Genomic DNA, 20,320 nt, shown 5'->3' on the forward strand with positions numbered 1-20,320 from the left:
CCAGCAGGGGTGGGTTCAAACATGGGTCACTTCTCAATGGAAAAATCCCTCAATCCCGGGTCAGCTCTCGGCGGAAATCAACAGGTCACGCAGGTCGGCATGCCGCAGGCCAACCTGACTGCCCAGCTTCTGGGCCTCGGCGGCGCGACGGCCGACAGCTATAACCGGCTGTCCGTGAACACCCCCGCGGTGCTTCTGAACAACGCCGGCGCGGGCATCGAGGCGACGGTGAACAAGGCCGCCCCGGCGAACGACGCGGCCTTCGCCTTTAAGACCAACTGGTCGGCCCGCGCGCTGATCGGACTTCTCGGCAAGGACGACTTCAGCTTCAAGGTCAGCCCGGATGGCTCGGCCTTCTACGAGGCCATCAGGATCGACCGCACCAGCGGCCAGGTGGAGCTGCCGCAGCCCACGATACTGCCGGGGCTCAGTGCGGCGCCGCCCCCGCCGCCCGCGGGCAAGGCCTCGGTCTATGCCCGCAACCGCGCCGGCGCGCCGTGGATCGATGTGATGCGCCCCTCGGGTCGCGACTTCCCGCTCCAGCCCCACTTCGGGGTGAACCGGATCGCCAACTGGTCGCCCTCGACCGGCACCACGATCAACACCGAGGGCCTGCCCATCACTTCGGTCGGCACCGTCTCGCACCCGACCCTTGCCGCGACGAACCTTGCCACATCCATGCGCCGCTGGCGCCTGGCCTCGGCGGCGGTGGTGGATTCGGCTGCCGACCAGCGCTCTGCAGGCTGGGCCTGCTGGCGCGGCAACGCGGCAGGGCTTGGCGGCTGGACCTTCGTCACGCGGCTGTCGCTCACGACATTGCAGGCGACCGGCATGGGGTTCTTCGGACTCTACGGGTCGACCACCGCGCTGGCCACCACGCTGACCCTCGCCACTGCCGTCAACTGCATCGGCATCGGCTTCCAGCGCGGCACCCACAGCCGCTGGCAGCTGGTTGCCAATGATGCATCCGGTGCTCCGGCCGTGACCGATATGGGCGCCTCGTTCGCGATTGCGACCGGTGGCGTGCTGACCTTGTTCATCGCGGCCCCACCGAACGGATCATCGGTCTGGGTGCGGGTCGTGGACGAGGTGTCGGGGGCGATATTCGAGCAGGAGATTAGTGCAGACCTCCCCGCTGCGTCGCAGTTCCTGACACCGCGCCTCTACATGAACAATGGCGCCACGGCGGCCGCGGTCGCCTGCGACTGTGCCGGGGTCTATGTCGAGACGGATTACTGATCCGGCCTCATGGAAACCGCCGGTGCAATTACCGGGCCGGGCAGCGCCATTTCGGGAAGCGCCAGACGCCTCGACCGGAGCGACACGCCCGGCCCGTTTCACAGATTCACAGTTTCAAAGAGCGGCAGGGGATTCGCTGCGCGGGGATGGTGGCACGGGATACCGCGCCTGTCCCGCGCCGAAATGGGCACAATTGTGCATCATGCGTCAGGGCTGAGTTCGCTGCCATGCATCGTGGCGACGGGCCGCTCGATGGTCGATATCTTCGCGTTACCAACATCGAACAGCCGAGCCATTCCATTTCGACGCGATGGGCGCGACGGGCACTGTCGTACCTTGGCTTGTCCACCAGGGCGCGTCGATACCTCGGAAAGTGCCGAGGAAGGCAGCGTCGCCGCGAGCCTGTCTGCTGCTCCGTGCACTTCATGTATCCCACGTAAGTAACGCGGCCACCGGCTTCTTACCGCCGATCACGCTGCTGACGCAAAGCTGACGCGCCAAGGCCACTTGCGTCAGTCCTCCGTCAGCTTTGTCTCCCAGAGTTCGGAACATACAGGCTTGGAATCGGGCTCGGAGGGGTGAGGCAATGACGGATACAGCAGGAACTCTTGGCAAGTTTCACCGGATGCGCGGCAGGCTGTCCTTGCCCGCATTCGCCATCGACGGCGGCGTCCAGGGTCTGGCTGGCGTCCTGCTCGTGGCGCTGCCGGTGGTTCTGGCGGCCGGCCTCGGCCTGATCACCTACGCATCCCATGGCTCCGACGCGGCCATCGGCATCGCGGTCGGGGCGGCCGGTTTCGTCGCCATGAGCGAGGCGCTGATCCTCGCTGCGCGCCCGCGCCTGCTGGAGCCGCTGTTCGGCGGCCTTGACCGCATGTATCGCGCCCACAAATGGCTGGGCATCTCGGCGCTCATCCTGATGATCCTGCACGACCTGATCCAGCCCGACTTCGACCGCGCGGTGCGCGAGACCAGCCTTGGCAAGACCGCGAGCGATGTTGGGGAGCTGGCCTTCAACGCCCTTCTGGTGCTGATCGCGCTCAGCTGGTTCCGGCGGCTGCCGTTCACCCGGTTCCAGATTCCCTATCAGCTCTGGCGCTTCAGCCACCGCTTCATGGGCGCCCTGTTCGCCATCGTCGCCTTTCACCAGCTCTTCGTCGACATGCCGGCCGGGGCGGATCCGTCGCTTGCCGTGCTTCTGAACGGCTTTGCCATCGCCGGGCTGGTCGCCTGGATCGTGACCGAGTTCATTGCCCCGCGCCTGCGGCGGCGCACATTCACGGTCGAGCAGGTCAGCCGCCACGGCGATACCACCACGGTGACGCTGCTGCCCAAGGGGCGGGCCATGCGCTGGCGGCCCGGCCAGTTCGCCTTTTTCAGCGCGCCGGAGGCCGGCCTTGCCGAGCCGCATCCCTTCACCATCGCCAGCGCCCCGGCGCCTGACGGTCGCATGACCCTTGCCATCCGGGCGCTTGGCGGCTGGACACGGCGCCTGCCGGATGCCCTTCGCGAAGGGATGACGGTGCGCGTCGAGGGCCCTCATGGCCGCTTCGATTTCCGCAGGGGCGGCGCGCGGCAGATCTGGCTGGCGGGTGGCGCCGGCATCACGCCTTTCCTTGCATGGGCCGACAGCCTGACCGCGACCGACCCCCATCATATCCACCTTGTCCACAGCGTCCGCACACCCGAGGACGCGATCGGGCTGGAAACCCTGCGGGCCGCCGCCGCGCGCAACCCGCGATTCAGCTTCGAACTGGTGGCAACGGGGCGCGATGGCCGGCTGACAGCCGAGCGGCTGGTGCGGTCGGCGCCGTTCCCGCCCGGCACGGCCGATCTGTGGTTCTGCGGTCCTGCAGGGTTGCGGCGCGCTGTGCTCAGGGGGCTTGACCGCCTTGGCCAGAACCCGCGCCAGGTCCGCTTCGAGCATTTCGACTTTGCCTGAGGGCCTGCCTATCTGCGCAAGGACAGCTTGCGGATTTCGCCAATCCCTGTGTGCAGACGGGCAGCCTATCTTCAAACCACGCGCAACGGCACCCTCGAACATCCGTTGCGGCCCGACCCGAAAAGCAACCCAGGAGAAGACCATGCAGACCCTCAAACCCCTCACCGTCCTCGCCGTGGCCTTCGCCTTGGCGGCACCCGGCCTCGCCAGCGCGCAGACCGCTGCCCATGATGGCCATGCCGCCTCCGCGCTGGAGATCGTGCTGAACGATGGCGCCAAGTGGCAGGGCGATCAGAACATGCTCACCGGCATGAGTGCGATCCACGCCACCATGACCGCGAATCTGGACGCGATCCACGCGGGCAGCCTGCCGGCGGATGTCGCCAGCGGGATTGCCGCCGACGTGCAGAAGCAGGTCGATTTCATGGTCGAGAACTGCGTGCTGGCACCCGAGGTCGACGAGCAGTTCCATATCATCCTCGGAGAGGTGATGACCGGCATCTCGGCGCTGGAGGCAGGCGAGGTGGAGCCCGGCGCGGTGACCATCGTTCAGGCGCTGAATGCCTATGGTGAGCATTTCGAGCATCCGGGCTGGCAGATGATCAACTGAAGCCACGCCCGAAAGACCGGGCCGGCCGGGGCCTCACGCCTCGGCCGGTTTTTTGTCACCCGGACGACGGCCTTCCAGGAGGTCGGTCTGTTCCGCCAGCGCCTCGGCGATGAAATCGACGAAGGCGCGGATACGGGCGGTTTGGCGCAGATCCTCATGCGTCAGCAACCACAGGTCGAGGCGGAAATCGCCCGGAAACGCCGCCACCCGCACCAGGTCGGGGTCGGGATCGGCGATGGCGCAGGGCAGCGGCGCAAGGCCGATGCCGGCGCGCGCCGCCGCAACCGCCGCCGAGATCGAATTGGTGCGGAATTGCGGGCGCAGGCCCGGCAGCCAGTCGGCCAGCACTTGCCGCAATGGCGCATGGCCGCTGCCAAAGCCGATCCAGTCGTTATGCGCCAGATCCTCGGCGATCCCGGCGCGGTGGCGGCCAACAGAGGCATAGACGCCGAAGGCCAGCCGCCCGACCCGCCGCCCGACCAGCGTTTCCTGCACGGGATTGCCAAGCCGCAGCGCCACATCGGCCTCGCGCCGGGTCAGGTCGAGCCGCATGTCCGAGACCAGCAGTTCCAGATCAATCCCCGGCCATGCGCGCCGGAACGCCGCCAGATGCGGCGGCAGCAACCCGATGGCCAGCATGTCGGTGGCGGTGATGCGGACCTGTCCGCTCAGCCGCTGGTCCTGGCCGGTGACCTGGCGGCGGATGGCGGCGATTTCATCGTCGATGCGGGTGGCGGTCTGCTGCATGGCCTCGCCGGCGGCGGTCAGGGCGTAGCCCGAGGGCAGGCGCTCGAACAGGCGCACGCCGAGGCGGTCCTCGAAACCCGCCAGCCGGCGGAACACCGTCGAATGGGTGACGCCCAAGAGCCGCGCCGCCCCCGACAGCGTGCCGGTCTGGGCGATGGCCAGGAACAGGCGGTAATCGTCCCAGTTCTGGTCCTGTGCATCCATGCAAGCATCCTTTGCGCTGACGGCCAATACCCGTGCGCCTGCGGACACCCTATCTTGAGGATGCAAGCAAGGTCCAGTCTGATCCCGGACCGGACAGCCAAAGGAGAAACGCCATGTCCGCCCCCCTCAACACCATCCTGCGCAGCGACGAGTTTTCCTGCCCCTCCTGCGTGGTCAAGATCGAAAAGGCGCTCAAGGCGCTGCCCGGCGTCGCCGAGGCCAAGGTGCATTTCAACACTGGCCGCATCGAGGTCGCCCATGATCCCGCCGCCGCCCCGGTCGAAGCCCTGGTCTCGGCGGTGAAATCCGCAGGCTACGGCGCCAGCCCGGCCGCGTTCTGACGCCGCCGCCCCTTGGCGATCATCCCGCAACTCTGCCCGCCGCCCCGGTGGCGGGCCGTCCTTTCTGCAAGGGAGTATCCGACATGACCCCCCCGATCCTCGCCCCGCTGCAAAACCCCGCGACGCGGCGCAAATGGTTGACCCTCACCAGCGGCGCGTTGATCGTGCTTGGCCTGATCGCCCTTTACGGGTTCGGCCTGCGCGGGCTCTGGGCGGGGGCGATGCTGGCGGCGGCCTTTGTCGCCGGCTCCGACATCGCCTGGCGCGCGGTGCAGGCACTGCGCATCCGGCATTTCTCCATTGAGCTGCTGGTGACCGTCGCCGCCATCGGCGCGCTGTTCATCGGCGAATACTGGGAATCCGCCGCCGTCACCTTCCTGTTCAGCCTCGGCGCTTGGCTGGAGGCCCGCACCCTGCGCCAGACCCGCGGCGCGCTGGCCGATCTGCTGAAGGCCGCGCCCGAGACCGCGACCGTGATCCGCGACGGCCAGCCCGTCGACCTGCCCGCCGCCTCGGTCCAGCTGGGCGAGACGGTGCTGGTGCGCGCCGGCAGCCGCATCCCCGTCGATGGCGAGGTGACCGAGGGCAACGCCGCCGTCTCCGAGGCCGCCATTACCGGCGAGCCGATCCCGGCCGAGAAAGCACCGGGCAGCCATGTCCATGCCGGCACCATCGCGGAAAACGGCGTGCTGCGCATCCGCGCCACGGGCATCGGTTCTGACACCACGCTGGCCCGCATCATCCGCCGCGTCGAGGAGGCCCAGGAGGAACGCGCCCCCAGCCAGCGCATGATCGAGCGTTTCGCGCAATGGTACACGCCCGCCATCATGGTGCTGGCACTGGGCGCTTGGGCGGTCACGCAGGATCTGCGCCTGGCGCTGACGCTGCTGGTGGTGGCCTGCCCCGGCGCGCTGGTGATCTCGACGCCGGTTTCCATCGTGGCCGGGATCGGGCGCGCCGCGCGCTCGGGCATCCTGATCAAGGGCGGCCAGCATCTGGAGAATGCCGGGCGCATCGACATGCTCGCGCTCGACAAGACCGGCACGCTGACCGAGGGCAAACCGAGCCTCGTCGAGGTGCTGCCGCTGGCCGGCACCAAGCGCGCGGAGCTGCTGCACTGGGCGGCCATCGCCGAATCCGGCTCGGACCACCCGCTGGGCCGGCCCATTGTCGCCGCCGACCGGGCCGAGGGGGAGATCCCGACCCCGGAAGCGGTCGAGGAACTCGCCGGCATGGGGCTGGTGGTGCGCCACGCCGGGCGTGAAATCGCGGCGGGCAACCGTCGCCTCTTCGACACGCTGGACATCACCTTCGACGCCGCTGCCGAGGCCGCGCTGGACGGGGTTCTGGAACGCGGGCGCACGCCGATCATCGTGGCGCTGGACGGGCAGATCGCGGGTATCCTCGGCCTTTCCGATCAGCCGCGCGCCTCGGCGGCGCCGGCGATGGCGCGGCTGCGCGAGATCGGGGTGAGCCGCATCGCCATGCTGACCGGCGACCAGCCCCAACCCGCCCGCGCCATCGCCGCTGAGCTGGGCATCGACGAGGTCCATGCCGGGCTGATGCCCGAGGACAAGCTGGCCCTGATCCGCGCCTTTCAGGCCGATGGCCGCCATGTGGCAATGATCGGTGACGGCATCAACGACGCCCCGGCGCTGGCCGCCGCCGATACCAGCATCGCCATGGGCGCCGCCGGCTCGGACGTGGCGATCGAGACCGCCGATATCGCGCTGATGGCCGATGATCTGGAAAAGCTGCCCGAAGCGGTGGCGATCTCGCGCGCGACGCTGCGCAACATGCGCCAGAACCTCGCGATCGCGCTGCTGACCGTGGTCGGGCTGCTGGCGGGCGTGTTCAGCGGCGATGTGCACATGGCCTCGGGCATGCTGATCCACCAGCTTTCGGTGCTGGTCGTGATCGCCAACGCCATGCGCCTGCTGCGCACCCCGCGCCGACCCGGCGGCGGCAAGGGCAGGCCGGTGCCGGCGGACGGCGCCCTCGCGCCCGCCACCGCATGACGCCCTGCGCCAGATCGGCAAAGGCCCCCGTGCGTCCGCGCGGGGGCCTTCGCTTCAACCCGGAGGAACCACGATGATTGACAACGATGACGCAAGACCATGGCACGAGGTTCTGGCCTTCTGGTTCCCCGAGGGTAGTGCACCGGGTATCGACCCGGAACGCCATACTGAGCACTGGCGCTGGCGGCTGCATGGCGGTGCAGACGAGGCGATCACGGCGCGCTTTGCAGATCTGACGGCAAGGGCGGTCGAGGGCGCGCTTGACCACTGGGCCGTGACGCCCGAGGGGCGGTTGGCGCTGATCGTCGTCCTTGACCAGTTCCCGCGCTCGCTCTGGCGGGGAACGCCGCGCGCCTATGCGCAGGACGGGGCCGCGCTGGCACTGACGCTGGCGGGGCTGGAAAACGGCCACTACGCGGCGCAGCCCGCGCCATGGTTCCAGATCGCCTTCACCCAGCCGCTGGGCCATGCTGAGGGGCCCGACCATCTGGAACGCATCGACCGCCTGATCGCCCTGCGCAAAGACATCGCCGCCCGGTCACCGACGCCCTTGCAACCGCTCTATCACTCGCTTGTCGCACAGGCCGGCGAGGTGCGCGCGGTGATTGCCGGCTTTAGCCGCCACCCTCACCGCAACGCCATCCTCGGCCGGACATCGACCCCGGCCGAGGTCGCCTGGCTCACGGAAGGCGCATTCCCGCACCAGCGCGCGCTTCGTGGTTGATTTTCCGATAACCGCCTGGCGCAGGACCAAGCATACCCGCTCCGGTGATGGCTTCATCGAGATCGTGGTCAGAAAGCTCCCCGGCGACTTCTACTCCGGCCAGTTGACTCCGCTGACGCTGGGCGAAAGCGTCACCGCCCTTCTGCACCGGAAGGCGGGCGGGCTGCATCGCCGACAGCGCGACAGCGACCCGCCGTTCGGCCCGAATGTCGGACAGGTGCCAGAACCAGAGCGCCGCAACTGCCACCGGGACGCAAATTCCAGCAATCAGGATCAGGCTTTTCATCTGCACCGCCCCCCTGTCGGCAACGGCATCGGGTTCAGCCCAGGCCCTCGAGGATCACGCTTTCCAGCCCGCGCCGCACGGTCGGCTCCACCACGACGAGGGCCCGCAGCGATCCGTAGAGAGCGGCAGGATGTGCGCTTAGTGGTCCTCGTGTCCAGTTCCGGCCGCCGGGCGCTCGGAAGCGCCTGTTTGGGGCCGGCAGGTGGTCGGGGCCGGCCGGATCGCGTTCATCTGACGCGACGGCCCTCGCTGTCGATGACGACCTCGCCGTCGTCCTTCGTGAACGGTCCGATGTCCGGATTCGGCAGGATGTTCAGCACGGTCTCGGACGGGCGGCAGAGCATCGTGCCGAGCGGTGTGACCACGATCGGGCGGTTGATCAGAATGGGATGGGCCATCATGAAGTCGATCAGGTCGTCATCGCTCCATTTCGGATCGCCGAGTCCGAGTTCGGCATAGGGCGTTCGCTTTTCGCGCAGGAGGTCGCGCGGGCTGATTGCCATCGCCGCGATCAACTCGATGAGCGTCTGCCGGGACGGAGGTGTCTTCAGGTATTCGATCACCTCCGGCTCCTCGCCGGACTGGCGGATCATGACGAGCGTGTTGCGGGACGTGCCGCAGTCGGGATTGTGGTAGATCGTGATCGTCATGGTTGTCTCCGGTTCTGGATGTCCGCATCACCGCGGACTGAACCGCATGTCCGAGGGATCGAAGAGGCGGGCGCGGCGCCGAAGACGCGCAGCAGCCGCGCCACATGATCCCGCAGCCCGTTTTCCAGCGCGTCCTTGTTCACGCAGGAAGCCACTTGGCCGTGGCCCAGCTTCACGACGTGGGTCGGGCTCACTCGAGCGATGCCCTTCTCGCGCACGTCCGCCAGGCAGTCGAGCAGGGAGCCTTGGGCGGCAAAGTGATCGAGCGAGATCAGTGCTGTTCTAAGCATCAGTTCTGCTCCCTTGTTCTGGGCGCGCGGATGGCGGTTTCCTCAGCCGGGAACCAATGGGTGGTGCGATTGGCAAACCAGACCAGCGACAGCATGACCGGCACCTCGACCAGCACGCCGACCACAGTGACAAGGGCGGCGATGGAGTTCAGGCCGAACAGGCCGATGGCCACCGCGACGGCCAGTTCGAAGAAGTTCGACGTGCCGATCATCGCGCAGGGAGCGGCGACGTTATGCGGGACACGCCAGGCTTTTGCCGCCCAGTATGAAAGTGCGAAGATCCCGTAGGACTGGATCAGCAGCGGGATCGCAATCATCACGATGACCAATGGCTGGCTCAGGATCACCGCGCCCTGAAAGCCGAACAGCAGCACGACGGTCGCGAGCAGGCCGACAACCGAGAACGGCTTCACCTTGGCTGTGAACGCGCCTACGGCGGCTTCGGCAGCCGCCGGATTGGCGGCGCCGCGCGTCATCAGCATCCGCGTCACGATACCGGCCGCCAGCGGGATTACGATGTACAGGCCGACGGACAGGATCAGCGTCTCCCAGGGCACGGTGATGTCAGTGACACCCAGCAGCAAGGCCACGATCGGCGCATAGGCAAAGACCATGATCGCGTCGTTCAGCGACACCTGCGCCAGCGTATAGTTCGGATCGCCCCTGGTCATCTGCGACCAGACGAACACCATCGCCGTGCAGGGTGCCGCGCCCAGCAGGATCAGACCCGCGATGTACTGGCCCGATGTGCCGGGCTCGATGAACGGCGCAAAGATCCAGTCGAAGAACAATACGCCGAGTGCTGCCATGGTGAAGGGCTTGATCAGCCAGTTCACCGTCAGCGTGATGATCAGACCCTTGGGCCGTTCATGGATCCGCGCCAGCGCGCGGAAATCCACCGCCACCATCATCGGATAGACCATCGCCCAGATCAGCACGGCGACGACGAAATTGACCGAGCCGTATTCCAGCGAGGCGAGGAAGTTCATCAACCCCGGCGCGATCTGGCCAAGCGCCAGGCCGGTGACGATGGCCAGGGCGACCCAGAGCGAAAGATAACGTTCAAATGCAGACATGGGCGATGGCGTCCTTTTGGATTCAGGCGATTGCGGGTGCGCGGCCGACCAGTGCACGCAGGCGCTCGGCGCCGACCGGGTCTTCGGCCAGCATCGGCACTGCGGCGTGCCTGATCGCCAGCCCGTTCCGAACCTTGGCGATCTCCGGTCCCTCCGTCGCGGCACGGGCCGCGAGGACCGGGTGCGTGGTTCCGGTCGCGGCGAGGCTTGCGTTGATGACCCAAGCGTAGGGCGTGATCCCGGCGCGCTTCAGATCCTCCTGCAACCGCGCGGCCTCCAGCACAGGCGTGGTCTCGGCCAGGGTCACGATCAGGATCTTGGTCTTGTCGGGGTCCTGCAGCCGCATCATCGGCGTGGTCATATGGCCGGCATTCTCGCCCGCGTGCCGCAGCACGTCGCGATGGTAGGACCCGGTGGCATCCAGCAGCAGCAGCGTGTGGCCGGTGGGCGCGGTATCCATCACGACGAACATGCGTCCCGCCTCGCGGATCACCCTGGAAAATGCCTGAAAGACCGCGATTTCCTCGGTGCAGGGAGAGCGCAGGTCCTCCTCCAGCATCGCGCGGCCCTGCGCGTCGAGGCCCGCGCCTTTCGTCGCCATGATGTGGTCGCGGTAGCCCCGCGTCGCTACCTCGGGGTCGATCCGGCTGACGGTCAGGTGCGGCACGTCGCCTGCAAGCGTCTCCGTGAGATGGGCGGCCGGGTCCGTGGTGGTCAGAAGCACCTCATGTCCGCGCGCGGCCAGTTCCACCGCCACGGCGGCGGCAATGGTCGTCTTTCCGACGCCGCCCTTGCCCATGGTCATCACCAGCCCCTTGCCGGCGGCTTCGATGCCGTCGATCAGTGCTGCGAGTGGCGGCAGATCGGTCTCGGTCTTCCGCGCCGCCACCTTGGCAAGGTCCACCGGCGCATTCATCCGGCGCAGGGCACCCAGCCCGACCAGATTTTCGGGACGCAGTGCGAAGCGGGATTGCGGGAGTGCGGCAAGCTGCGCGTCCATACCGTCCAGCGCTGCGTGGTCGCGCGCGATCAGGCTCGCGGCCAACGCATCGCCCAGATCTTCCTCCGGCATCAGCCCGTTGATGGCCAGATGCTGATTGCCGATGCCGATATCCGCCAGCTCCCGGCTCGTGCGCGCGGCCTCGGTGAGCGAGCTGACGCGGGGGCGGGTCACCAGGATCAAACGCGTGCGGGCGGCATCCGACAGGCTGTCCACCGCCGCCGCGTAGCGGGCGCGCTGTTTCTCCAACCCTGCCAGCGGCCCGAGGCAGGACGCATCGCCCCCGGTTTCCAGAAACCCGCTCCAGGCGCCAGGCAGCTTGAGCATCCGGATCGTGTGGCCGGTAGGCGCAGTGTCGAAGATGATATGATCGTAGGCGCCGGTCACGGTATCGTCGGTCAACAATGCGGTGAATTCGTCAAAAGCCGCGATCTCGGTCGTGCAGGCGCCCGAAAGCTGTTCCTCGATCCCTTTCAGCGCCTTTTCCGGCAACACCCCGCGCATCGGCCCGACGATCCGCTCGCGGTATTCGGCAGCGGCGCCCTCGGGGTCGATCTCGATCGCGTCCAGACCCGGGACGGCGGTGATCGGCGTGATCCTGTTGCCAATCTCGATCACGAAGACGTGGCCGACATTCGAGGCCGGGTCCGTCGAGACCAGCAGCACCTTTTTCCCCGCATCGGCAAGGCCGACCGCCGTGGCACAGGCGAGCGAGGTCTTACCCACGCCGCCCTTGCCGGTGAGGAAGACGAATTTTGGCAGATCGTTGAACATGACGTCTCCTTTCGCCACCCGTGGCGGGCGGTCGTTGCTTGATGCGCGCACCACTAGGGGCGCGCGGCGTCGAATCAATTCAGGCGCGGAGCATCGTCAGCAGCAGTTGCCTGCGGTCTGCTTTGCCGAGGCTGATCTTGTGACGCCGCCACAACAGGCGGTTGCCGCAGCGGCCTGTTCGGTCGATGGGCCACGCTCGGGAGCCTGCTCGGCTATCTTGAGCTTCGCTGCGTCCATGCCCGCCCACTCGGCCAATTCCGCCCGGCCGGGATAGCGCGCCTTTGCCTTGAGCGCGCCATCGACCATGAAGACCGGCAGGTCGTCGCCCTCGCTGTCCCGCATGACCTGACGTATCGTGTCATTGGCCGCGAACTCGGCAGGCTCCCGGCTCAACCCAAAGCGCTGAACGCGGACGCCTTGCGCCTTCAGCCAGTCCAGGTCCGCGGCCAGATCGACAAGGCGCTGATCGACATCGGTGCCGCAGATGCCGGTCGAGCAGCACATGGCAGGGTCGTAAACGGTGATGGTCGTCATGTGACGGTCTCCTTGGGAACGCATCCTTGCGGGGTAAAGCAACAGGCAGCCTCGCTTTCCGGCGGGCGCGCGGCGATGGCCTCGATCAAATCCCGGATCGGCGCGAGCGCCGTGGAGTCGAGCGCGTAGCAAATACGGGGATAGTCGATAGTGCCGGTCACGATCCCTGCGTCCTTGAGGATCCGCAGATGTTCGGAGACCGTCGACTGCGCCAGTCCGACCTGGTCCACGATGTCCCCGCCGATGCAGCCGGGCTTCGACAGCAGAAAGGCGATGATCCTGACCCGTGCCGGATGCGCCAGCGCCTTGGCGATCGCGGCGATCCGGTCCGCCTCGATCGAAGGCGACAGCGCCACAGTGTTTCGGTCCAGCATCTCGAACGCCCTATGTATCGTTGATTACCGATACATATGCATCGGCAATCAACGATACAAGCGTTAATAGTCATTCACGATATGCCGCTCGACGGAGACGAAGTTTATGGAAGCCCCACCCGATGGCGCCGCAGTTCGCCAGGTCGGAGAAGTCAAAGGGATCGCCTGATTGACGATAATAAAATCAATAACTTAATATGGAGAAGGTTGTCTTTCAGGCCCATCCCCTCCGCCATCACCGCAGGTCCCCGCACAAATAATCCAGACATATCTATTGTTATCAAATAGATAGCACCTTCTGACCAGTCGGGCTTCGGGCCGGGGTTGCGCACGCTCTATCGTGTAGGATAGCGCTTCGTCGCAATCGCCGGTCATGCCCCATAGCCCGCTCACGTCTGGCCGGGCATGACCGGTTGGGGGCAGTCAGGCCGACCGCCGCCACCTCGTCCTCTCATCCAAGGACGCTGGTGTTTCGCTTTCCTGGGCAATCGCCCCCTGTCGAGACTCAACCGGCCCGCCAAGGGTCTTGCGCACCGGCCGAGGTGGCTGGAGACCACCCGTTGTTAGAAGCCCATGGTGAAGCCGACGGTTCCCTTGAGGCTGCGGCTGCCCGCAAAGCTGGTGGCGGCCAGCATCTCGCCGTGCAGCGCGTATTTGCCGCCGTTCCAGCCGTAGCTGCCGCCGAGGCCGAGTTCGGCGCCGAAGCGCTGCGGCTTGATGGCGAGGTCAACGCCTGACACCGCCACTGCCGTACCGTCGAGGAACTCGTAGGTCAGGTTGCCGATGCCGTAGACATGCTTGCCGGCGCCGGGCTCGTAGTCGGCCGCGATGCCGAGCCGGCCTTTCAGGCTGTCGCCCTTCCTGAGCGACACCTCGGCGCCGAACCTGTCGGTGAAGCGGTCGAAGTCGACCGAGGCATAGGCGATTTGCACCTGCGGCGTCAGCGACCAGCCGCCGCCAAGCTGGGTCTTGCGGCCGGCCTCCAGGCTCAGCGCATGGCCGCTGCCATGGAGACGATTGCCGATGCTGCCGATGTCGGCGGCGGAAAGGTTGCTGCGCAGCGCGGCAAGCTGCGCCTGGCCGTCGATATAAAGGCCGTTCTCGCCGTACCAGGTCAGCGTCGCGCCGATGCCGTAGCTGGTGGTGGTGTTGAAGCCGTCGCCGAGACCGGAATGGATGTCGGCGCTGGCGCGGCCATATTGCGCGGTCAGCCCGCCCACCCACATGCCCGAGGCATTGGCGGCGAGCTGGCCGTCCAGGCCGACCTGCACGAGCGAGCTGTCGTGGTCGAAGCGGGCACCGCCGCTGACCGAGCCGGCCGACTTGACGCGCCCATGTGCGCCCTCGATGCGCGCCCATATGGCGTACGGGGTCGCGCCGCCGGCCGGTGCGGCGCCGTCGAGCGCCGTCCAGTAGCGGGTGCCGACGCGCTGCTGCAGGGTGGGCAGGTCGACCATGCCGAGCAGCACCTGCGGGTAGTTCTCGTAAACCGGCAAGGTCGGCGCCAGGCCCGTCGAACGTAGGTACCAGTCGCCATCGGCCGGGGTGCTGACGCCGTTCTTGCGTAGCGCATAGCCGTAAGCTCCCGCGATAACAGCCTGTTCCCCGTTGAGGACGTAGTCCCCCAGCAGGTTGAAATCGCCGTTGGAGAGGCCGTCGATCTCGATAAGCTTGATGCCGTCCGCCGTAGGCGCGCCGGCCCCACCGATATTGGTCACCCGCACATTGCTGGTGCCTGACGTATCGCCGTTCACCACCAGCCGATCGGTGGGCGAGGCATTGCCGCCGAGCGTCGTGTTGAAAAAAAGCGTTCCGCCGCTGCCGACATAGTTGCCGCTGACCGTCAGCGTCGTGCCCGGCGCGCCTCCGAAACTGACGAGGCCGGCATTGTCGAGCGCCGCGATGGTCTGGTCGAAACCGTTGAGCGCCAGCGTCCCTCCGCCGAGAATCGCGGTCGCCGAAGCCGCGCTGAACGTATTCGTCGCGCCGGCGGCAAGCGTGCCTGCGGCGACCGTCGTGGCCCCGGAATGCGTCGCCGCGCCGGCGATGACGAGGGTCCCGCCGCCATCCTTGGTGAGGGAGCCCGCGCCGCCGACAGTGCCGGTCAGGGTGGCCGTCGTCCCGGCGTCCGTCAGGAAGGTGCCGGCTCCGATCAGGTCGACGCCGCGGCCTGTGATGACGTCGGCCGTGGTGTTGAGCGTGCCCCCGTCGAAAGACAGGCGCCCTGCCGCACTACCGAGATTGGCGTCCGAGGAAATCCGCACCGTTCCGCCCTCGATGGCGGTGCCGCCGGTATAGGCATTGTTGCCGGACAGCGTGAGAACGCCCAGTCCCGTCTTGACGAGGGTGCCCGCTCCCCCGATGTCGGCACCAATGCCGATCTCGAAGCCATTGCTATCGAAGATGCCGCCGCCTGAGCCGATAACGAATTCATCGCTGCCGAAATTGTTGATGAAGGCGGCATTGTTCTGCGTCGCACGCACGATACCGCCGTCGATGGTTACGCTCGCGGTCCCGCTGCCGCGGCTGATTCGGCTGGTTTCGAGAACGGCGCGAGCGGCATCCGTGCCTTGCACGACCAGGGTACCACTGTCTTCTGCCGCGGATGGTGCAAGGTAAATGCCGCCGACTGCGCGAACGAGAGCCCCGTCTTCGACGATCAGTGTGCCGGTGCCGTAATTTCCGATGCTGATGTTAAGGAGCGTGGACCAGCTCGACCCCGCCCCCGTCACGGTGACGCTACCGATTGTTGCGCTTGCGGTGGTTGGCCCCCCGCCGCCGACGAAGCCCTGGCTGCTGGTGACGGTCGCGCCATCCTCGACAAGCAACGTACCGACGTTATGGTTGCCGACGGCGAGAGAGTCCCCGTTGGCCCATGTTGTGTTCGCACCGGTCACCACCACGTCGCCGCGCGCGCCGCTGCCGACGATGCCAAGACCATTCTCGACACGACCCCCGTCTTCGATGCGCAACGACCCGCCGCCATAGGCGCCGATGGTCAGCCTTCCAGAGTTTTTCCAGGTCGATCCCGCTCCGGAAACCAGGGCCTCGCCTCCACCTTCCGCACCAAGCATGCCGTCCGCATTGCTGACTTGGCCGCCATCCGTGATGGTCATCGAGCCTGCTGTGGAAACGCCGATCGTCAGATTGGTGTCGGGAAGAATTTCCGCAGCGGTCGCAGGATCGGTATCGCCGCTGAGTGTCACCGTTTGGGCTGCGGCATGCGGAGCGGCGGAAACCGAAAGCGCCAATACCAGGGGGGCGGCGGAGGCCAGCAGCCGACGCTTAGTGACATTAGCCTTGTCGGGAAAATTCAATGGAAGAACTGACATAGCTGCTCCTTCCCGGAGCCGCGTGAACGGTGCCCGGATCGCTGGTCTGATACGAGCATCCTGTCAGGGATGTTGGATCACGCATGCGGCAAGCCGCAGCGATAGCTTGTCCCCGTCATGCCCGCCGCCTGCACACGTTACACGGAAAAGCTTGCGGGAACCTGACCAAACAACAGCGAAAACAAGATTTTAGCAATGCATTAAACATGTTGGCGGACGTGGTCCCCTCGGATGCCTCGTTCCCGCTAACTAGCTAGCTCGCCAGCGTGACCTGGACGCTCGAGAGGACGAATGGTGCCGGCTCAAACCAGCCGGCGCGGAATTTTCTTCTCCCAGACCCGGCCGGCCACTTTTTCTTCGCCTTCGAAAGCGTCGAGGGTAGCGTGGATGACGAATTCGGCAGGCGTGCAGCTTACCCGCGTCGCGGTTTCGGTGCGGATGCGCCAGTCGCCGCGCGCCAGCCGCCAGGTCGAGCGGGTCTCGGCGCTGGCTGCCGAAGGATCGGCGTCGTTGATACGGTAGTGCTCGCGCGTGTCGGCATCGAAATTTAGGTCGATCGCCGGCAGGTGATAGGAAGCGCGCTCGCGGAACACCGTCACGGTAACGTCGCCGGTCATCGGGTCTTCGGTGATCGACCGGTTGCGCCCGCCGAGCTTGCGGATGGCATGCGGTTCGGTCTCCGCCTGTTCCGGCTCGGCAAAGGCCCGAAGGTCGGCATCCCCCGGCAACGGCGCGCGCACCGGCAGCGCCAGCGTGCTCGCCTGCGTGAAAACCGTGAGTGCGCCCGTCTCCGGCGACGGCCAGGCGATCGGCCAGTGCGAAGTGGCCAGCGCCAGGCGGATGCGGTGCCCCACCGGAAACGCCTGCGCGACATCGTTGAGCGTCACCTTTATGCGATAGGTCTGCCCCGGCACCAGCGCCTGCGGATGCTCGTGGCTGTCGCGATGGGCAAGGTTGAGCAGCCCGTAGGTGACCAGCGTCGAGGCGCCGTCCGGGCCCACGTCCTCCAGCCGCACCGCGATCATCGCCGCCGGCTTCTGCGACGCAAGTTCCAGTTCGACCACCGGCGCCCCGAAAATCTCGACGTGCTCAGCGAGCGGTTCGGTATCGAAGCAGACGGAACGGCCGTCGTCCGGCCTCTGGTCGGAAGGCAGTTCGCCGGCCAGCCCGTAGGGGCACCATTCGCCGAAGGTGACGCCCGTGGACAGGCTCGACGCGACGATGACGGAACCGCCCTTCCCCGGCCGGTCGCTCAGGCGGCGGTCGTCGAGATGCAGGATTCGCGGCTGGCGCCCAGCCGGCGGCCAGGCCGCCTCGGCGATCCAGCGGCCCGGGCGCTCCGGGTAGGTCGTGGCGGGCGGCACGCTTTCCTGCATCCAGGCGCGCAGCATCGGCTCGTCCATGATGCCGGTGTCTTTTCCTTTCAGCCAGAAATCCCACCAGCGCAGCGCTTCCTGCAGGAAGCCGATCCGCGGGCCAGGATTGGCGTCATGCGGATAGGCATGCGCCCACGGGCCGATCAGCCCCTTCTTCGGTCCCGGCAGGCCGGAGAGCATGCGCGGGATGGCGTTGGAATAACCGTCGGCCCAGCCGCCGACGGCATAGACCGCCGCCGTGACGCGCGAATAGTCCTCGCATACCGAGCCCTGCTTCCAGAAGGAGTCGCGGTGCTGGTGCTCGATCCAGGAAGCCGCCATCAGCGGGTTGTTTTCCAGCCGTTTCAGCCACATCGCGCGCCAGCGCTCGCCGACCACGGCCGGGTCCGGCGGCTGCGCGCCGAAAGCGAACATGGTCGAGGCCCAAGCGATCGAATTGTTGAGCAGGCAGCCGCCCATATAGTGGCAGTCGTCGGCATAGCGGTCGTCGGTGGAACAGGCGGTGATGATGGCTTTCAGCGCCGGCGGGCGTTGGCTCGCCACCTGCAGCGAATTGAAGCCGCCCCAGGAGATGCCCATCATGCCGACGGTGCCGCTGCACCATGGCTGCGCGGCCAGCCAGGCGATCACCTCCACCGCATCCCCCTGCTCCTGCGGCAGGTACTCGTCCAGAAGCAGGCCGTCCGAATCGCCCGAGCCGCGCATGTCGACGCGCACCGAGGCATAGCCGTGGCCGGCGAAATAGGCATGCATCTGCCTATCGCGCAGGACGGTGCCGTCGCGGCGGCGGTAGGGCAGGTATTCGAGGATCGCCGGCACCGGCGAGGCCTCCGCGTCCTCAGGCAACCAGATCTTCGCCGCCAGCCGCGTCCCGTCGCCAAGCTCGATCCACTCGGTGTCGATGGTGCGCACGCGCCGCGGAAAATCGGTAACCGTCCTGATGCTCACTCGGCATGCTCCCTGCCGCAGGCCTCCCGCCTGCCCGCGCGGACATTGCCCGAGCGCGCGGGGCGAAAGCAAGCCTGCCGACTCCGCATGTCGGAAAATTGGCCCCGGAACCCTTTTCCACGCAGCACAATCGGCAAGAAACTTCATTCGCCCGGGATTGCGGCTTGCCGTTGCCGTTTTCTTGTGAACCATATGCGGCCTTCGTACGATCCTTTCCGCGTGAACGGGCCGCAGGACGAAGACGCAGGACGGAAACGGCCGCCAACATGGGCGGCCCGGAGGAGATGCAGGCTATGGGTTACGAACTGACGCGCAGGGGCTTTCTCGCAGGCGCCGCCACCGCCGGGGTCACGGTGCTGGGCATGCCTTGGTCGAACGTGGTCCAAGCCGCCGACGGGCGCATCGTCGTGCGCGTCGAGGAAGACCTGAAGAACCTCGATCCGGCCAACCGCACCGGCACCATCGAGGTCAACGTCATCCTCGCCGTCAACCAGGGCCTGGTGAAGTTCAAGCCGGGCTCGACCGAATGGGAGAACGACGCCGCGGAAGAGATCAAGCAGGTCAACGACACGCTGATCGAGTTCAAGCTCAAGGAGGGTCTGAAGTTCACCGGCGGCTATGGCGACCTCACCGCCGAGGACGTGAAGTTCTCCTTCGAGCGCTTCAAGCCGGCGGCGGACGGCACCAAGGTCGATTATGCCGACGACTGGGCGGCGCTGGATTCGGTCGAGGTCACCGGACCGCTGACCGGCAGAATCCATCTCAAGCACCCCTCGCCGGCCGTCTGGCTGATCGCGCTGGCGGACGGCTCCGGCGCCATCATCTCGAAGAAGGCGTTCGAGGCGCTGGGCGACAAGTTCAAGACGACCCCGATCGGCTCCGGCCCCTACATGCTGAAGGAGTGGGTGCCGCGCGACCACTTCACACTCGTGGCCAACCCCAACTATCTCGGCGACAAGCCGACCTTCACCGAAATCGTCGGCAAGCCGATTTCCGACGACAAGACCGCTCAGATCGCCCTGCAGGCCGGCGAGATCGACTTCGGCCGCATCGACCCGGCGGTCGCCACCGACATCGCCTCGACGTCCGGCATCAAGGTGGAGAAGATTTCGGCCATCGACTATGTCTGGATCGGCCCCAACATCGAGAAGAAGCCGTTCGACGACGTGCGCGTGCGCCAGGCGGTCCGGCTGGCGCTCGACGTGCCGGCGATTATCGCCGCCGCCTATAACGGCTCGGTCGAGCCCGCCTACGCGCTGGAGGCGCCCGGCATCCTCGGCTTCTGGGCGGATGCGCCGAAATACGCGCGCGACGTCGAGGCCGCCAAGAAACTGCTCGACGAAGCGGGCCAGGGCAGCGGCTTCTCGACTAGGCTGACGGTGCTCAACAAGGCGGTGTCGCAGGCGACGGCGGCAGTGGTGCAGGCCAACCTGGCGGAGATCGGCATCGACGTGCAGATCGACGCGCTCGATCCGGGCGCCTACTGGGCCTATGGCGAAAACGACACCAGCAAGGACCTCGAACTGGTGCTCGTGGAATATCACGGCAAGTTCGACCCCGGCTTCCAGACGCAGTGGTTCACCTCCGACCAGATCGGCACCTGGAACTGGCAGCGCTGGTCGAACAAGGATTTCGACGAACTGCACAAGAAGGGCGGCGTCGAATCCGATCCCAAGAAACGCGAGCAGATCTACATCGACGCGCAGAAGCTGATGGACGAATCCGCCGCCTTCTGGTGGATCACCCACAACGCCTACACCTACGCCTTCAAGGACACGCTCCAGCCCGGCATCCTCCCCAACGGCAGCCAGATGCAGTACGCGGCCTTCAAGCAGCAGGCCTGACGGCTGTTGGC

General features: G+C 66.7%; 17 protein-coding genes. 7 read left to right on the top strand and 10 right to left on the bottom strand.

Going from position 1 to position 20,320, the window contains the following annotated elements:
- Nucleotides 1-36: 36 nt before the first annotated feature.
- The 3 genes from ACFOHJ_RS05415 (at nucleotide 37) to ACFOHJ_RS05425 (ending at nucleotide 3,791) form a co-directional block, all read left to right on the top strand.
- Entirely contained in the window at nucleotides 37-1,239 is a 1,203-nt protein-coding gene (locus ACFOHJ_RS05415) for a hypothetical protein (RefSeq protein ID WP_378219293.1), read from the top strand.
- Nucleotides 1,240-1,825: 586 nt separating this feature from the next.
- Nucleotides 1,826-3,181: a ferredoxin reductase family protein gene (locus ACFOHJ_RS05420; protein WP_378219295.1), complete on the top strand. Its 1,356-nt coding sequence runs from the start codon at nucleotides 1,826-1,828 to the stop codon at nucleotides 3,179-3,181.
- A gap of 142 nt (nucleotides 3,182-3,323) precedes the next feature.
- Nucleotides 3,324-3,791 (top strand): hypothetical protein, encoded by a 468-nt coding sequence (locus tag ACFOHJ_RS05425; protein WP_378219297.1) that lies wholly within the window; start codon nucleotides 3,324-3,326, stop codon nucleotides 3,789-3,791.
- 33 nt (nucleotides 3,792-3,824) lie between these two features.
- Here ACFOHJ_RS05425 and ACFOHJ_RS05430 read toward each other — a convergent pair whose 3' ends face one another.
- The gene (locus ACFOHJ_RS05430; RefSeq protein ID WP_378219299.1) at nucleotides 3,825-4,742 is read right to left on the bottom strand and encodes a LysR family transcriptional regulator; all 918 of its coding nucleotides are present in this window, start codon (nucleotides 4,740-4,742) and stop codon (nucleotides 3,825-3,827) included.
- Between the two features lie 113 nt (nucleotides 4,743-4,855).
- Between ACFOHJ_RS05430 and ACFOHJ_RS05435 the strand changes: the two genes are divergently transcribed.
- The 3 genes from ACFOHJ_RS05435 to ACFOHJ_RS05445 all read left to right on the top strand — a co-directional run bounded on the left by ACFOHJ_RS05435 (nucleotide 4,856) and on the right by ACFOHJ_RS05445 (nucleotide 7,825).
- Nucleotides 4,856-5,083 (top strand): heavy-metal-associated domain-containing protein, encoded by a 228-nt coding sequence (locus tag ACFOHJ_RS05435; protein ID WP_378219301.1) that lies wholly within the window; start codon nucleotides 4,856-4,858, stop codon nucleotides 5,081-5,083.
- Between the two features lie 83 nt (nucleotides 5,084-5,166).
- Nucleotides 5,167-7,101: a heavy metal translocating P-type ATPase gene (locus ACFOHJ_RS05440; RefSeq protein ID WP_378219303.1), complete on the top strand. Its 1,935-nt coding sequence runs from the start codon at nucleotides 5,167-5,169 to the stop codon at nucleotides 7,099-7,101.
- 73 nt (nucleotides 7,102-7,174) lie between these two features.
- Complete coding sequence (locus tag ACFOHJ_RS05445) at nucleotides 7,175-7,825, top strand: DUF924 family protein (protein WP_378219305.1); 651 nt, start codon at nucleotides 7,175-7,177, stop codon at nucleotides 7,823-7,825.
- Here the strand turns inward: ACFOHJ_RS05445 and ACFOHJ_RS05450 are convergent.
- From ACFOHJ_RS05450 to ACFOHJ_RS05490, 9 genes are all read right to left on the bottom strand, one after another.
- Entirely contained in the window at nucleotides 7,782-8,111 is a 330-nt protein-coding gene (locus ACFOHJ_RS05450) for a hypothetical protein (RefSeq protein WP_378219307.1), read from the bottom strand. The genes ACFOHJ_RS05445 and ACFOHJ_RS05450 overlap by 44 nt on opposite strands.
- A gap of 227 nt (nucleotides 8,112-8,338) precedes the next feature.
- Nucleotides 8,339-8,761 (bottom strand): arsenate reductase (glutaredoxin), encoded by a 423-nt coding sequence (arsC, locus tag ACFOHJ_RS05455; protein WP_378219309.1) that lies wholly within the window; start codon nucleotides 8,759-8,761, stop codon nucleotides 8,339-8,341.
- Entirely contained in the window at nucleotides 8,758-9,051 is a 294-nt protein-coding gene (locus ACFOHJ_RS05460) for a hypothetical protein (protein ID WP_378219311.1), read from the bottom strand. Before ACFOHJ_RS05460 ends, arsC begins: the two co-directional genes overlap by 4 nt.
- A complete protein-coding gene (arsB, locus tag ACFOHJ_RS05465) occupies nucleotides 9,051-10,127 on the bottom strand; it encodes an ACR3 family arsenite efflux transporter (RefSeq protein WP_378219313.1) in 1,077 nt (358 codons plus the stop codon). Before arsB ends, ACFOHJ_RS05460 begins: the two co-directional genes overlap by 1 nt.
- A 22-nt stretch (nucleotides 10,128-10,149) precedes the next feature.
- Nucleotides 10,150-11,901, bottom strand: coding sequence for an arsenical pump-driving ATPase (gene arsA, locus ACFOHJ_RS05470; RefSeq protein WP_378219315.1), 1,752 nt, complete (start codon nucleotides 11,899-11,901; stop codon nucleotides 10,150-10,152).
- A 96-nt stretch (nucleotides 11,902-11,997) separates the two neighbouring features.
- Nucleotides 11,998-12,435: an arsenite efflux transporter metallochaperone ArsD gene (arsD, locus tag ACFOHJ_RS05475; protein ID WP_378219317.1), complete on the bottom strand. Its 438-nt coding sequence runs from the start codon at nucleotides 12,433-12,435 to the stop codon at nucleotides 11,998-12,000.
- Entirely contained in the window at nucleotides 12,432-12,809 is a 378-nt protein-coding gene (locus ACFOHJ_RS05480) for an ArsR/SmtB family transcription factor (protein WP_378219319.1), read from the bottom strand. Before ACFOHJ_RS05480 ends, arsD begins: the two co-directional genes overlap by 4 nt.
- 563 nt (nucleotides 12,810-13,372) lie before the next feature.
- On the bottom strand, nucleotides 13,373-16,141 hold the full coding sequence (locus tag ACFOHJ_RS05485; protein ID WP_378219321.1) for an autotransporter family protein: 2,769 nt from the start codon (nucleotides 16,139-16,141) through the stop codon (nucleotides 13,373-13,375).
- 302 nt (nucleotides 16,142-16,443) lie between these two features.
- The gene (locus ACFOHJ_RS05490; RefSeq protein WP_378219323.1) at nucleotides 16,444-18,465 is read right to left on the bottom strand and encodes a CocE/NonD family hydrolase; all 2,022 of its coding nucleotides are present in this window, start codon (nucleotides 18,463-18,465) and stop codon (nucleotides 16,444-16,446) included.
- 293 nt (nucleotides 18,466-18,758) lie between these two features.
- Here ACFOHJ_RS05490 and ACFOHJ_RS05495 point away from each other — a divergent pair, with 293 nt between their 5' ends.
- Nucleotides 18,759-20,309 (top strand): ABC transporter substrate-binding protein, encoded by a 1,551-nt coding sequence (locus tag ACFOHJ_RS05495; protein WP_378219324.1) that lies wholly within the window; start codon nucleotides 18,759-18,761, stop codon nucleotides 20,307-20,309.
- Nucleotides 20,310-20,320 lie beyond the last annotated feature (11 nt).

Origin of the sequence: Aquamicrobium soli (genome assembly GCF_042646345.1) — a bacterium.
Classification (GTDB): Bacteria; Pseudomonadota; Alphaproteobacteria; order Rhizobiales; family Rhizobiaceae; genus Mesorhizobium; species Mesorhizobium soli_A.